This window comes from Vreelandella zhanjiangensis DSM 21076 (assembly GCF_000377665.1).
Classification (GTDB): Bacteria; Pseudomonadota; Gammaproteobacteria; order Pseudomonadales; family Halomonadaceae; genus Vreelandella; species Vreelandella zhanjiangensis.
The window spans coordinates 91,678-105,656 of the sequence record NZ_KB898653.1 but is presented as its reverse complement, the minus strand read 5'-3'; the positions used below and the strand labels follow the sequence as shown (position 1 = coordinate 105,656).

12 protein-coding genes are annotated in these 13,979 nt (G+C 54.6%); 6 read left to right on the top strand and 6 right to left on the bottom strand.

Annotated elements, in window-relative coordinates; genetic code table 11:
- Positions 1–23: 23 nt before the first annotated feature.
- Positions 24–1,064, top strand: coding sequence for a PDDEXK nuclease domain-containing protein (locus tag D467_RS0115555; protein WP_018918460.1), 1,041 nt, complete (start codon positions 24–26; stop codon positions 1,062–1,064).
- 414 nt (positions 1,065–1,478) lie between these two features.
- On the opposite strand, the gene D467_RS0115550 is transcribed toward D467_RS0115555, so the two are convergent.
- Together D467_RS0115550 and D467_RS0115545 are read right to left on the bottom strand one after the other, a co-directional pair.
- Positions 1,479–3,581: a putative bifunctional diguanylate cyclase/phosphodiesterase gene (locus D467_RS0115550; protein WP_018918459.1), complete on the bottom strand. Its 2,103-nt coding sequence runs from the start codon at positions 3,579–3,581 to the stop codon at positions 1,479–1,481.
- A 152-nt stretch (positions 3,582–3,733) separates the two neighbouring features.
- Positions 3,734–4,612 (bottom strand): YicC/YloC family endoribonuclease, encoded by an 879-nt coding sequence (locus D467_RS0115545; protein ID WP_018918458.1) that lies wholly within the window; start codon positions 4,610–4,612, stop codon positions 3,734–3,736.
- 115 nt (positions 4,613–4,727) lie between these two features.
- On the opposite strand from D467_RS0115545, the gene rph reads away from it, so the two are divergent.
- The gene (gene rph / locus D467_RS0115540) at positions 4,728–5,465 is read left to right on the top strand and encodes a ribonuclease PH (protein ID WP_018918457.1); all 738 of its coding nucleotides are present in this window, start codon (positions 4,728–4,730) and stop codon (positions 5,463–5,465) included.
- Positions 5,466–5,537: 72 nt separating this feature from the next.
- Here rph and D467_RS0115535 read toward each other — a convergent pair whose 3' ends face one another.
- Entirely contained in the window at positions 5,538–6,305 is a 768-nt protein-coding gene (locus tag D467_RS0115535; RefSeq protein WP_018918456.1) for an exodeoxyribonuclease III, read from the bottom strand.
- Between the two features lie 141 nt (positions 6,306–6,446).
- Here D467_RS0115535 and pyrE point away from each other — a divergent pair, with 141 nt between their 5' ends.
- On the top strand, positions 6,447–7,112 hold the full coding sequence (gene pyrE / locus D467_RS0115530; RefSeq protein WP_018918455.1) for an orotate phosphoribosyltransferase: 666 nt from the start codon (positions 6,447–6,449) through the stop codon (positions 7,110–7,112).
- Here pyrE and D467_RS0115525 read toward each other — a convergent pair whose 3' ends face one another.
- The gene (locus D467_RS0115525) at positions 7,113–7,583 is read right to left on the bottom strand and encodes a tRNA (cytidine(34)-2'-O)-methyltransferase (RefSeq protein ID WP_018918454.1); all 471 of its coding nucleotides are present in this window, start codon (positions 7,581–7,583) and stop codon (positions 7,113–7,115) included.
- Positions 7,584–7,659: 76 nt separating this feature from the next.
- Here D467_RS0115525 and rep point away from each other — a divergent pair, with 76 nt between their 5' ends.
- On the top strand, positions 7,660–9,741 hold the full coding sequence (rep, locus tag D467_RS0115520) for a DNA helicase Rep (RefSeq protein WP_018918453.1): 2,082 nt from the start codon (positions 7,660–7,662) through the stop codon (positions 9,739–9,741).
- A 109-nt stretch (positions 9,742–9,850) separates the two neighbouring features.
- Here the strand turns inward: rep and D467_RS0115515 are convergent, their stop codons facing one another.
- Together D467_RS0115515 and D467_RS0115505 are read right to left on the bottom strand one after the other, a co-directional pair.
- Positions 9,851–10,324, bottom strand: a complete 474-nt coding sequence (locus D467_RS0115515; RefSeq protein WP_018918452.1) for a c-type cytochrome — start codon at positions 10,322–10,324, stop codon at positions 9,851–9,853.
- Positions 10,325–10,839: 515 nt separating this feature from the next.
- Positions 10,840–11,757: a GNAT family N-acetyltransferase gene (locus D467_RS0115505; protein ID WP_018918450.1), complete on the bottom strand. Its 918-nt coding sequence runs from the start codon at positions 11,755–11,757 to the stop codon at positions 10,840–10,842.
- A gap of 113 nt (positions 11,758–11,870) precedes the next feature.
- Here D467_RS0115505 and D467_RS0115500 point away from each other — a divergent pair, with 113 nt between their 5' ends.
- Complete coding sequence (locus D467_RS0115500) at positions 11,871–12,551, top strand: response regulator (protein ID WP_018918449.1); 681 nt, start codon at positions 11,871–11,873, stop codon at positions 12,549–12,551.
- Entirely contained in the window at positions 12,548–13,906 is a 1,359-nt protein-coding gene (locus D467_RS0115495) for an ATP-binding protein (protein WP_018918448.1), read from the top strand. The genes D467_RS0115500 and D467_RS0115495 overlap by 4 nt, the downstream gene beginning before the upstream one ends.
- Positions 13,907–13,979 lie beyond the last annotated feature (73 nt).

The window sequence follows — 13,979 nt, the reverse complement described above, 5'->3', positions numbered from 1 at the left end:
TTATTACGCCTGAGGTTAAGCCTATGACTGAGCAGAACCCAGCGGCCTTTAGCGACCTTGTTAGCGCAATTACCCAGCAGATAGAACAAGCACGCGGACAGGTGCGCCAAGCCGTCAACACAGCCATGGTGCAAAGCTACTGGGAAATAGGCCGCTTGATTATCGAGCATGAGCAACAAGGCAATAGCCGTGCGGAATACGGCAAGCAGCAGCTACAGCAGCTTTCGAAACAGCTAACCGAACGGCTGGGTAAGGGCTTTGATGTGCGCAACCTACGTAATATGCGCCAGTTTTATCAAAACTATTCAAAACGGAACGCAGTGCGTACCGAATTGAGCTGGACCCACTACCGCACCCTGTTGCGGGTGGAAAATGCCCAAGCCCGCGACTGGTATTTGCAAGAGACCATCAACCAAAGCTGGAGCGCGAGAGCTTTAGAGCGCCAGATTAGCGCCCTCTACTACGAGCGCCTGCTAGCCAGTCAGGATAAGGCGCTGGTAGAACAGGAAGCAAAGGCAAACACCCAGCCGCTGGCGGAAACCGCCAAGGACTACCTGCGCGACCCTTACATCCTGGATTTCCTCAACCTGCAGGATAAAACCTACCAGGAAAGCCAGCTAGAGCAAGCGATTATCAGCAACCTGCAGCAGTTTTTACTGGAGCTGGGCAAAGGCTTTGCCTTTGTGGAGCGCCAGCAGCGCCTCCGTTTTGATGATGAGGACTTCTACATCGACTTGGTGTTCTACAACTTCAAACTGAAGTGCTTTTTGCTGGTGGATTTAAAGCTCGGTAAGCTCAAGCATCAGGATATCGGCCAGATGGATACCTACGTGCGCCTATACGATGAACAGCGCAAAGGCAGCGATGACAACCCCACCATCGGCTTGGTGCTATGCAGTGAGAAAAGCGAAGCCGTGGTGAAGTACTCAGTACTTGCTGATCAGAAGCAGCTGTTTGCGGCGAAGTATCTGCCGTATTTGCCTTCCGAGGAAGAGCTCAAACGTGAGTTGGAGCGTGAGCGGGCGAAGGCTGTTGAGCAGCTTCAACAGCAGGCACCGGAATAAAGCAACACTCACAATACCTACATATTGTCTGATTCACAGTGATAAGTACCGTAAATAGCCGACTTCATGAACCGCTTCACTATCAACCGAAGCCACCTTGAAAGATGACGTTAATATAAAAGCATCAATCAAAGCTTTTTAAGCCTTATCAAGAAAACAATCAGTCCCAACACAAAAACGCCTGCCGCAATTAATCAGGGTATGGGGTTCACCAGCAATGGCATGAGACCGCAAGCTTGCACCCGGTTTTCAAGATGTCCGGTGCGCAGATATAAACCTATCTCACCCTCACTTCAATTGCCAACCCCTCTGGCATTAGAGGTGATATGAAGCCCACATCGCGTACCAGCCGCCTACGCTGGTACCTGATAATGACGATAGCGCCCCTAAGCAGCTTTATATTATTGTCATCACCTAAGATGACACATCCAAGCACAAGGCTGGCTTTTGCTTGTAACTTTTAAAGAAGCTCGTCAGCTCTTCACCCGTTAACGCTTTACTACACAGATACCCCTGGTACTCATGACTCTTCAGTTGGCGGATTAAATCCAGCTGTTCTTCGTTCTCAATTCCTTCAGCCACGACCTGTAAATCGAGACTATGCGCCAGCGCTACCACGGCTTTGACGATGGCAGCATCCTGTAGGTTAGTGACGGCATCGGACATGAAGGTACGGTCAATTTTCAAACGCTTGATAGGAAAGCGCCTTAGCTGGGCCAAATTCGAGTAGCCCGTACCAAAATCATCGATGGAGAGTGCAACCCCCAGATCACTAAGCTCATTGAGTGTATCTAGCGCGCTATCCGGATTTAACACCAGAGCGCTCTCGGTTAACTCAAGCTCAAGGCGGTTGGGTGGCAAGCTGGTCTCGTTGAGCACTCGTTTGACCATATCAACAAAGTGGCGATTATCGAGCTGCATCGCCGAGATATTGACGGCCATGGGAAGGGCCTGGCCGGTAGAATCTTCCCACGCTTTAGCGTAACGGCAGGCGGTGTTAAGCACCCACTCGCCGATAGGCCAGATAAGCCCAGTGTCTTCTGCCAGGGGAATAATCTCATCCGGCGTTACGTTACCGAGCTCCTCATCGTACCAACGCAGCAGCGCCTCTACACCGGTGATGCGTCCCGTTTTGACATCCACCTTGGGCTGATAGGCAAGGCTCAAGCTCTCAGTGCCAATGGCGAGGCGCAAGCGCCTTTCAACCTGCAAGCTTCGCTCTTCCTGAGACGCCATATCCGGCTCATAGAACTGAAACGTATTGCGCCCCATCCGTTTGGCGCTATACATGGCGGCATCAGCGTGAATCATCAGTTCATGTTTATCCTGGCCATGCTCGGGATAAAGGCTGATACCTACACTAGACGATACCTTCACGACACTGCTGGCAATCAAGAAAGACTTATCCAGCGTACTGACGATACGCTTCGCCAGTGCTGCGGCCTCCTCTCTGCTGGTGTTATCTCCCGACAACACCATGAACTCGTCGCCGCCAACGCGCGCGACCGTATCAATTTCGCGAACCGCTGCTTGCAGCCGGGCGGCGGCCTGTTGAATCAGCTTATCGCCAATATGATGTCCCAGTGAATCATTGACATGCTTAAAGCGATCTAAATCGACAAAGAAAAGCGCAAACACCGGTAGACGAGCCGCAAGCTGTGTATCAAGTTTTTCCTCAAGTAACAGTCGATTAGGCAACTGCGTCAGCGCATCGCGATAAACCATGTGCTTGAGCTCTAGATTGGCCTCACGCAGTGAAGTCGCTAACTGCGCATTGCGCGACGACATATGCGCATCGAAGAGCGAAATCATCAGAGCAGCAAGCATGATGCAGGTCGACACCAACGCTACCGTAATGGCGAGCGGATAAGTAGACAGACCACCGTTCGCCGGCAACATGCCGTTTTCAGGGTAGATAGCCGCCACCATACCGGTGTAGTGCATACCCGAGATGCCTACGGCCATCACCAGAGCCGCTAGGCCGCGTTGCCATAATGGTGGTCGACGAATGCTGGTCGGATTGAGCTGGAAAGCGAGCCATAGCGCTAACGCTGAGGCTGAAATGGCAATTACCACCGACACCAGAAAAAGGCTCGGCTGATAGCGCAGCGAGCCCTGAGTTTGCATGGCGGTCATCCCTACATAGTGCATCAGACATATCCCGCTCCCCATGACCAGAGAGCCAAGCGCCAACCGGAGACTGGAAAGCCGCCCTGTCTGAACAATGGCCAATGCCAGCGCTGAGGAGAGAATCGCCGCGATCAGCGATAAAAGCGTCAAAGTAATGTCGTAGGCTATGCTAGCCGCCATTTCCATGGCGAGCATGCCGATAAAATGCATCGCCCAAATGCCCGTTCCCATGGCAAAAGCACCGCCCAAGAGCCAGAGGTGGCGCGCCACGCCTTTACTTGCCCGCACACGACCCGCCAGATCCAGTGCCGTGAATGACGCAATAGTGGCAATACCCAACGATAGCGCCACCAACGTAAAACTGTAGGAGGCATGATGCTCATGCATGGCGTGCAGATCTCAAGCGTTATTTAAAGCAACATGGGTGAATAAAAAGCGCAACAAACAGTAGTGTGCCTTAAATTCACGGTGATCTATGAGCGCTATTAGCGGTAAGCCCCCTAGAACAGTTACTTTAACAAACATTGCGCAAACATTCGTTACTCAATATTCTGAATCTGCTCGCGCATCTGCTCAATCAACACCTTCAGCTCCACCGCGCAGCGGGTCGTTTCAGCCACTACGGACTTGGACGAGAGCGTGTTGGCTTCGCGGTTAAGTTCCTGCATCAGGAAATCCAGGCGGCGGCCTTTGGGGCCTTTTTCAGCGAGCTGACGGCTGACTTCACCTACGTGGGTGGTTAAACGATCGAGCTCTTCATCTACATCGGCCTTTTGCGCGACCAGCACTAGCTCGGCTTCCAGGCGTTGGGGGTCGAGTTCGGTTTTGGCGATTTCCAGGCGTTCCAGCAGCTGGGCGCGCTGGCGTTCCAGAATCTGCGGCAGCAGGCTTTTAACCGTAGCGACCTGCTCATTTACCGCCGTTAGCCGAGTGGCGATCATCTCGGCGAGCTTTTCGCCTTCCCGGGCGCGGGCGTCGATCAACTCATTAAGCGCTTGGTCAAACAGCGCCTTGGCGGCCGTTTTGATAGCATCCTGGTCCAGGTGCTGAGTTTCCATTACGCCCGGCTGATTTAGCAGCTCAAGCGCCGTAGGTGCCAGCGCGCTGGGCACCTGCTGCTGCACGGCATTGAGTGCCTCAACGATAGCGGCTAAGCGAGTGGTATTAACCGCCGGGGCCTGCACGGTTTCAGCGCTTTCAAAGCGCACGCTGCACTCTACTTTGCCTCGTGCCAGGCGGGTACGCAGGGTTTCACGCAGAACAGGTTCAAGATCACGCAGGCTTTCGTGGAGGCGAAAATGGGGCTCCAGGTAGCGCTGGTTAACAGAGCGAATTTCGACTTGCAGCGTGCCCCAAGGGGCGGCCTCCTCGGTGCGGGCAAATGCGGTCATGCTGTGTACGCGACTTGAAGTGGCCATGGGTTCATCCTGTTAAAAACGCATTTATCTCAGTCTACCCGATAAGCGCAGGTTTGAACGTTAAGACGTGTACAATGGCGGCCTTTTCTTAATAACGCGCTTATTGTGAGGTGCTATGCGTCCTGATGTTGTTCGCCCCAGTGGCCGCGAAGCCAACCAGCTCCGTGAAATTCGCTTGACCCGCGATTACACCCGCCATGCCGAGGGTTCCGTGCTGGTAGAGTTTGGCGATACCAAGGTGCTGTGCAATGCCAGCGTCGAAGCGGGCGTGCCGCGTTGGCTGCGGGGCAAGAATCAGGGCTGGATAACAGCCGAGTACGGCATGCTGCCGCGCGCCACCCATTCGCGCAGCGGGCGTGAGGCGACACGTGGAAAGCAAGGTGGTCGCACCCTGGAGATTCAGCGTCTGATTGGGCGTAGCCTGCGCGCGGCGGTCGACCTGAAAAAGATGGGCGAATTCACGATTACCGTGGATTGCGACGTGATCCAGGCCGATGGCGGCACCCGTACCGCCTCGATTACCGGTGGCTGCGTAGCATTGGTGGACGCGATTCGTTACCTGCAGCGCGAGAAGAAAATCAAAAGCGACCCCTTCAAGCAGCTGGTGAGCGCGATTTCAGTAGGTATTTATAAAGGCGCGCCAGTGCTGGATCTCGACTATCCCGAGGACAGCAAGGCGGATACTGACCTGAACGTGGTCATGACCGAAGGCGGTGAGCTGATTGAAGTACAGGGCACTGCAGAGGCGGGTGCATTTAACCGTGCCGAGCTTAATGCCATGCTGGATCTAGCTGAAAAAGCGGGCAGCGAGCTGCGTGAACACCAGCGTGAAGCGCTGGGTATTCGCGGGTAAGCGTTTTAATCGCCAACGCAATGAGCCGACCTCTGGGTCGGCTCATTGGTAACGACGACGCGGGAAAGATGCTTAAAGGGCGAGATCGTACTCGACAATTAGCGGGGCGTACTCGGAGAAAGTCGCCTCTTTATCGATCCATGCGTCGACCACGTGACGACGGAAGTTGGGGCCGACTAACTGATAGTCGATCCGCCAGCCTTCCTGACGGCTACGCGGTACATCTTGGTCAAGCTTCGGCCACCAGGTGTACTCACCTGCATCGCGATTGATTTCGCGGAAGGTGTCGATAAACCCTGTTGGGCCGAGCACCTGATCCATCCAGGCGCGTTCTTCCGGGCGAAAACCAGACGTCAGCTGGTTATCAGACCAGTTGGCCAGATCAACCGTTTTATGGGCAATATTCCAGGTACCGCAGATGATGTACTCGCGCCGTTTGCGCGACATCTTCGTCAGGTATTCCTGGTACTGATCCATAAACGCCTGTTTGGCTTTCTGATCGCTTCCGTCAGGCATCAGAAAGGTAGCGATACTGAAGCGGTCATAATCCGCCTGTAGAAAGCGCCCTTCGTGATCACACTGTGGAAAGCCCAGACCATACATGATCGCCTTGGGAATTTTACGGCAGTAAAGCCCAACACCGGAAAAACCATCCTCTTCCGCATCCAGGAAATAGCCTTCATAGCCTTCCGGATAAAGAATATGATCATCCAATTCAAAACTTTTTGCCTTGATGTTCTGCACGCAAACCACATCGGCGTCCTGCTGAGCCAGCCAGTCCAGGAAGCCACGGTCGACGGCATCACGTATACCATTAACATTGATGCTGGCAATTTTCATAAATCGTCCCTTTTGCGTCGCTGCTGTATGATACCCGACGTTTAGACGTTTGGGTAAATAGACAAACCAATTCTTGCTATTTACCTGTGTTTTATTGTTGCCTTCGTGCCGACTTACCCCTACTGCCTTATGAGGAACGCCGTGGCTACCACTTTACAAACCTACCAGCGCGAATTCATTGCTTTTGCCATTGAGCAGGGCGTTCTTAAGTTTGGTGAATTTACGCTGAAATCAGGACGAGTGAGTCCTTACTTTTTCAACGCAGGCTTGTTCCAGACGGGCCGTGCACTTGCCAAGCTAGGGCGTTTTTATGCCCAGGCTATTGTGGACAGCGGTTTGAAAGCCGACGTGCTGTTTGGTCCTGCCTACAAAGGTATTCCGTTGGCGGCGGTCACCGCGGCAGCGCTTGCCGACCACCATGATCTGGATATGCCCTACGCTTTTAATCGCAAGGAAGCCAAAACCCACGGCGAAGGCGGCAATATTGTGGGTGCGCCGCTTGCCGGCGATATTTTGATCATTGACGATGTAATTACCGCGGGCACTGCGATCCGTGAGGTCATGGGTCTGATTGAGCAAAGCGGCGCCCGCGCCGGCGGTGTAATGATTGCCCTTGATCGCCAGGAACGTGGTCAGGGCGAACAAAGTGCCATCCAGGAAGTTCAGTCTGAGTACGGCATGCCGGTCGTAAGTATCGTCACCCTTGAGCAAGTGCTCACTTACCTTGAAGAGCATGCCGGTGGTGAAATGCTCGCCTACGCGGAAGCCGTGCGCGCCTATCGCGACCGCTACGGCATTGCCGCCTAGTCAGGTGGCAAGTGCGCCAGCAAAACCTTGCTGGCGCCACGCCTCATAGCTCACAATAGCCACCGCGTTGGAAAGGTTAAGGCTGCGGTTATTGGGCTGCATGGGAATACGCAGCTTTTGAGCGTCTGGCAGCGCTTGATGCACCTCAGCAGAAAGCCCGGCGGTTTCAGAGCCAAACAGCAGCACATCTCCCGGTGCAAAATCAGCCTCGCTGTGGGGCCGCGTGCCTTTGGTGGTAATTGCCCAGATTCGCCGCCCCGGCATGGCTTTTTGAAACGCGGCAAAATCAGCATGACGAGTCACATTGGCCAGGTCACGATAGTCGAGCCCGGCGCGGCGCAGCTTTTTTTCTTCAAGATCAAAGCCGAGCGGCTCAATCAAGTGCAAACGACAGCCATTATTGGCGACCAAGCGCATGATGTTACCCGTATTGGGCGCCATGCGTGGTTCAAACAGCGCTACTTCAAACATCACCACCTGCCTATCCATGTTGTGCGCGTAGAAACGGCTGATTGTAGATGAAAAACCGCAAAGGATAACGTGCCTAATGACGCCATCGACCCCACAAAGCATCTTAACCCGCATCAAGGGCCTTAATCCGCGCCAGCAGGAAGCCGTGCGCTACATTGATGGCCCGTGCTTGGTGCTGGCAGGGGCCGGGTCCGGTAAAACCAGCGTTATCACGACTAAAATTGCCTATCTGGTCCAAGAATGTGGGATGAGCGCGCGCCGAATCGCCGCGGTCACGTTCACCAATAAAGCCGCTCGCGAAATGAAAGAGCGTGTCGGGCAGATGCTCAAGGGCAAAGAGGGCCATGGCCTGACGGTGTCGACCTTTCATACCTTGGGGCTCAATATTATCCGCGGCGAGCTAAAGACCCTGGGCTATAAGCCGGGATTTTCGCTGTTTGACCCAGAAGATGCCAAGGCGCTGCTACGCGATCTGATGAACAAGGATGCCCAGGTCGATGCCGAGCAGATCAACACCGTGCAGAGCAAGATTTCCACTTGGAAAAACGATCTGGTGCTGCCGGGTGACGCGCTCTCTTTTGCAGCGGATGACGACGAACACTTCGCCGCGCGGGTGTATGAAGCCTATAACCGCCACCTGAAAGCCTACAACGCGGTGGATTTCGATGATCTGATCCTGCTGCCCGTGGTACTCCTCAAAAACGATGCCGAGGCATTGGAGCGCTGGCGGCGCAAGATCCACTACATGCTGGTGGATGAGTATCAGGACACCAACGTCTCCCAGTATCTGCTGGTAAAGCTTCTGATGGCCGAGCGCTCGACCTTTACCGTGGTGGGCGACGACGATCAGTCAATCTATGCCTGGCGCGGCGCGCGTCCCGAGAACCTGGTGACGCTGGGCGAGGATTTTCCGCGGCTCAAGGTGATCAAGCTGGAGCAGAACTACCGCTCGACCGCCACCATTCTGCGCGCCGCCAATACCCTGATAGCCAACAACCCCCACGTCTACGATAAGACACTCTGGTCGGAGATGGGCGACGGCGCGCCGATCCGGGTGATTGTCAATCGCCACGAAGAGGCGGAGTCCGAGCGGGTGGCCAGCGAAATGCTCACCCGGCGCATCAAAGAGAAGGCCGAGTGGCGGGATTTCGCGGTACTTTATCGGGGTAACTTTCAGGCCAGGCTCCTAGAGCTCAAGCTGCAGCACTACCAGATTCCCTACAAGCTCTCCGGCGGCACGTCGTTTTTCTCGCGTAACGAGATCAAGGACGCCATGGCCTACCTGCGTCTGCTGATCAATCCGGCGGATGACAACGCCTTCCTACGTATCGTCAATGTGCCGCGCCGTGAAGTCGGGCCCGGCACGGTTGAGAAGCTTGCCAACTACGCCACCGAGCGCTCGATTTCGCTGTTCGCCGCTTGTCATGAGCTGGGCCTGGAGCAAGTACTGCCCAACCGCGCGGTGGAGCGGCTGTCGCGCTTTACCCATTTTATCGATGGTGTGCGCAAGCGCATGGACCAGGGCGATGCGATCGCGGCCATTCGTGACATGCTGCGCGATATGGATTACGAGGCGTGGCTTTATCAGAACGCCAGTGCGCCGACGATCGCCGAGCGCCGTATGGCCAACGTATGGATATTGATTGATCAGCTCGAAAAATCGCTTAACCGTAATTCAGAAGAAAATCCGGAAGAGGATACTGCCTCCGAAGCTACCGAAACCGATAGCGTAGAGGCCGCTATTTCCCGGCTGGTACTGCGCGATATTCTGGAGCAGCAGGCCGAAGAGGATGATTCTGACCGTGTGCAGCTCCTTACCATGCACGCATCAAAGGGGCTTGAGTTTCCTCACGTGTATCTGATGGGCTGGGAAGAGGACTTGCTGCCCCACCGCAACGCGATCGAAATGGGCACGGTAGAAGAAGAGCGCCGCCTGGCCTATGTGGGCATTACCCGCGCGCGGCGCACGTTAACGCTTACGCTTGCCCGCCAGCGCAAAGCCTATGGCGAGCTGATGGACTGTCAGCCCAGCCGCTTTTTAGAGGAACTCCCCCCGGAAGATCTGGAATGGGAAGGCCGCGCTGACAAGGAAGATCCGGATAAAAAACAAGAGCGCGGCAAAGATGCAATTGCCGGGCTGCGCTCTTTATTGGGCTGAGGGTGATTAAGCTTAACGTTATTAGGCTGAAGACGCGCACTAGGTAGGAGTCTTTCTAACCACCTATAAATTATCCACAGGCAGACTTATTAAACTGTCTGTGGGTAACTTATTCGACCTCGCTGATCATATAGTCGACGATTGCTTTAATTTCGTCGTCACTAAAGTTAAACCGGCCCCCTTTGGGCGGCATGGCACCAAGGCCGTTAATCGCACTGGCGTAAAGCTCGTCCGTTCCTTTGGCGAGCCGCGCAGGCCAGGCGGCTTTGTCGCCCGTGGCCGGGGCGCCCGCAATGCCCGCCGCATGACAGGCACCGCAGCTCGCCTGGGCATAAAGTGCTTCCCCGTCGTACTCGGGCACCTCGGCGACACTGGGCTCTTCGATAGCCGTTGGGGAATCATCCACCGCGGCCAAGGGTTCCTCAGCAGACGTGCACGTCTGCCCTTCCAGGCATAGCTGCCCCACGGGTGCCAGCCGTTTAGCCAACGCTTGGCGTTCGGCTGCCGCCTCGTCATCAGCCATCGTGCTGGCTGGCAACAACGCCAAAGCCGTAATAACGCATGTAATGTATTTAAAATTCACCTAGCCCCCTTTAGTCTACCCACGGCTTGCCTTGTGAGTCGCCATACCCGTAACGTTTTCAATCACGACTAATAACCGCCCATCCAATAGAAAATAGTATGCCTCGTTTCTAGTGAATATGGCGCCAGTTGTTAACGTCAGGTGACTAAGCGAGCGGTAGGAACAGGATTTACAATTACACAAGCTAAAAAGCTCATGTGAAACATGAGCTTTGCCAAGACTTAATTAGAAAATAAGCTTAAAAACGCCCGTTAAGGTCAGCAGGCCGACCGCAAAAATAAAGATAATAATCCACAGTAGAATTTTCATTTTTTTCCTCCATGAGTGAAAAGTATTCCTGAGTGTAGCCCCCAGTATAGAAGAAAAATCAAAACGTTGGCTAATATTGCTAATGGCTTACTTAAATTTATTAGCTTCATCAACTATTTAAGGTATCCCGCTTTTGCTTTTACTAATATAGAGGACATCGATTCTTAAGAGCTCGTTCTTAAGGGCTTGTTCTTAAGAACTTGTTTTTAAGGACTAAGCGGCGCTTTCCAGGCAAGCAGCCGCTGTTCAGCATAGCGGGCAAGTCCTGCCCGCTGGTAAAGGCGCAGGGCGGGCGTATTGAGGGCATCAACTGTTAGCATCATCTCGGTCGCGCCTTGTTGTGCTGCCAAGCGAAAGGCCGCCTGTAACACTTCTCGTCCGATGCCCTTGCCCCGCCACTCACGCACCACGCCCATTAATAAAAGCTCCCAGCAGCGGTCAAGGGGTGAGAGCAGTAGTACGCCCACCGATTGACCTGCCACGTGAACGCTATACCAGTGATGGGGTGCTTGAGGCGCCTTTTGATAAAAACCGGCCAGCAAGGCTTCAGAAGACAACGCTTCGCGTAAGCCTGGGCAATCTAGAGACTCCTGGCTAACGTCATCGATTAACGCCTTTTGCGCCGATTCGTCCAGTTCTGTAAAAGCCTTTAGCTGAATGGAAACTGGCTTATCGGAGAGTGCGATTAGCGGGCCGGAAATGATACTACCTGACAGGTAATGCAGCTCAGCCAAGCGCGTCATGTTGAGAGCGAGAAGCGTTGCTTCCCAGGCATAATGGCTAGGCGGTAACACCGTATGGCAAAACGTTATCCCCTGCTCGGCTATCCAGCGATAAGCAACACGTAACAGCGCCTGCGCAACGGGGCCTTGCTGGCGGGGAAGCCATAGCTGCGCCGTGGTATTGCCAAGTAGCTGTACCCAGATAGCGCCATCAATACGGCCCTGTTGCTGAGAGACCCATAGCCCCTCCCAGGCAGCGGCTTGCTTGGCCGACTGTAAGGCGGTTTGCAGCATCGGCTGTAGTGCCGGTTCATGGACGGCCGCCAAGTGCAGCAACGCTTCACGCCGATGCGTTGAAGGACAGACAGCCACAGAAGTGCTGCAGGCAGTCAGTGTTATCATTAATTAAAGCGCCATTGGATTGCTTGCGTTGACGTTAATCCTGACTGACTCCCCCTAACGATGCTACCTTTTGTTATTTCTTAACCAGGGCCGTTACAGGAGTAGCTGACACCATGCGCATATTGCTGGTTGAAGATGATGCCAGCTTGTCTTCGGGCATTCGCTTGGCGCTCAAGCCGGAGCACTATACGGTTGATCAATTAGATAATGGCAACAGTGCTCTTATAGCACTTAAAGAGTCCGAGCCGTTTGATGCCGTGATACTCGATTTAGGCTTGCCGGGCCTGGATGGCTTGCAAATTATCAAGGCCGTGCGCCGCCACGGAAGCCAGATCCCTATTTTGGTGCTGACCGCTCGCGACGGTATTAACGACCGTATTGCCGGGCTTGATGCCGGGGCCGACGACTATCTGGTCAAGCCCTTTGAAGTGGAGGAGCTAAAGGCGCGCCTTCGCGCCCTGCTACGCCGCAGCCAGGGGCAGTTGGATAGCCATCTGGAGTGTAGGGGCATTCGGTTGGATCCTTTAACACTGAGCGTCAGCTATCAGGGCAAAACAATTGTCCTTTCGCGGCGTGAATTTACCCTGCTGCAAGAATTCATGGGCCACCCTGACCGGGTGTTTACCCGAGATACGCTGACCAGCCTGATTTATGGCTGGGATGAGGATGTGGAAAGCAACGCCATTGAGGTTCATATCCATCATTTGCGGCGCAAGCTATTTCCCGAAGTGATCCGCACGCTACGCGGGATTGGTTATGTGATGGATAAAACGCCGCACGGAGGCGATCGGTGAACTCTATTCGTCGGCGCACGCTAGGCCTTACGCTGCTGCTGTTTCTGCTCAGTATCATGGTGATCAGCGTGGTCAGCTATCGCTATGCAACCCATGAAATCCAGCAGCTACACGATGCTAGCCTCGCCCGGCACGCCAACCTTTTAGGTGAGCTTATGCAGGCGCCGATTCCACCCGCCTATCAGCAGGCGCTGCTGCAAAGTGTGGAAAATACCTTACAGACCGAGCCGCGCACCCCCGATGCACTAGTGTTTCAGCTTTGGGAGGGAGACACGCTGCTGCTTCGCTCAGCCGATGCGCCGCTAGTGCCTCTTGCCGCCGCCCAGAAAGGCTATTCCAGGCAGCAATACCATGAACAAACCTGGCAAACCTATACGCTACCGCTTGATGAGAGCACGCGGCGGGTGATCGTTGCCGAACGAGATGACGTACGTTTGAGCTTGGTCAGGCGGGTGGCGCTGCGCACGCTGCTGCCTGAATTTATCGGTTTGATCGTTCTAGCCACGCTGCTGTGGTGGAGTATCGGTTGGGGGCTTTCACCGCTGTCGCGTATGGCGGAACAGATTCGCAATCGGGATCCGCATAACCTTCAGCCGCTTAAACTCTCGCCACTACCTTATGAGCTGGCCACTATTTCCGGCGCGCTTAACCGGTTATTGATGCGGATTCAGCGCCTGCGTGAACGTGAAAAGCGCTTTATTGCCGATGCCGCGCATGAGCTGCGCACCCCGCTTGCCGTGCTTGATCTACATGCTCAAAACGCGTTAACCGCTGAAAGCCCGCTGGACCGTGAGGAATCGCTGGTTTACTTGCGCCAGGGGGTCGCCCGGGCGACGCACTTGGTCAGCCAGCTCCTCACCTTGGCACGCCTTGACCCCGATGAGGAAAGCCCACCTCTACGCTCGGTGGACGCATTATTTGAGGTTCGCGATGCGCTTGCCAAACTGCTTCCCCTGGCTCGGCAACAGCAACAGACGCTGCAGCTAGAAGCCGATGAAACGGCTCAATGGACATTGGACGAGGTGCCTGGCGCGCTGGGTACGTTAATCCAGAATCTGGTAGGTAATGCCATACAGCACTCCCCGCCCCAGGGTGCCATACAGGTATATCTTAACGCTGCCGAGGAGAGCATCACGTTGATCGTCGATGACCAGGGGCCAGGAATTCCACTAAGCGAGCGTAAGGCGGTAACAGAGCGCTTTCATCGCGCAGGCCCTGGTGCAGGCTCAGGGCTGGGCCTATCCATCGTTGAACGGGTCGTCGCCCAACATGACGGTACGCTGGCATTCGATGACGCGCCAGGCGGCGGGTTGCGCGTTAACGTAACGCTTAAACGCCACGGGCCCTCAGAATAGTTTTCACGCCTTAAGGTTCTGATAAGAATTAGCTGTGACTCTGAAGGTACTAGGCCAATGGTTAGAAAGCCGT

Excerpts from the sequence above, each read along its gene's own strand:
- rph (WP_018918457.1), top strand. The coding sequence starts at position 4,728 with ATGCGTCCTGATGTTGTTCGCCCCAGTGGCCGCGAAGCCAACCAGCTC.
- D467_RS0115505 (WP_018918450.1), bottom strand. The coding sequence starts at position 11,757 with ATGATAACACTGACTGCCTGCAGCACTTCTGTGGCTGTCTGTCCTTCA.
- D467_RS0115545 (WP_018918458.1), bottom strand. The coding sequence starts at position 4,612 with ATGGCCACTTCAAGTCGCGTACACAGCATGACCGCATTTGCCCGCACC.
- D467_RS0115535 (WP_018918456.1), bottom strand. The coding sequence starts at position 6,305 with ATGAAAATTGCCAGCATCAATGTTAATGGTATACGTGATGCCGTCGAC.
- D467_RS0115550 (WP_018918459.1), bottom strand. The coding sequence starts at position 3,581 with ATGCATGAGCATCATGCCTCCTACAGTTTTACGTTGGTGGCGCTATCG.
- D467_RS0115525 (WP_018918454.1), bottom strand. The coding sequence starts at position 7,583 with ATGTTTGAAGTAGCGCTGTTTGAACCACGCATGGCGCCCAATACGGGT.
- D467_RS0115500 (WP_018918449.1), top strand. The coding sequence starts at position 11,871 with ATGCGCATATTGCTGGTTGAAGATGATGCCAGCTTGTCTTCGGGCATT.
- rep (WP_018918453.1), top strand. The coding sequence starts at position 7,660 with ATGACGCCATCGACCCCACAAAGCATCTTAACCCGCATCAAGGGCCTT.
- D467_RS0115555 (WP_018918460.1), top strand. The coding sequence starts at position 24 with ATGACTGAGCAGAACCCAGCGGCCTTTAGCGACCTTGTTAGCGCAATT.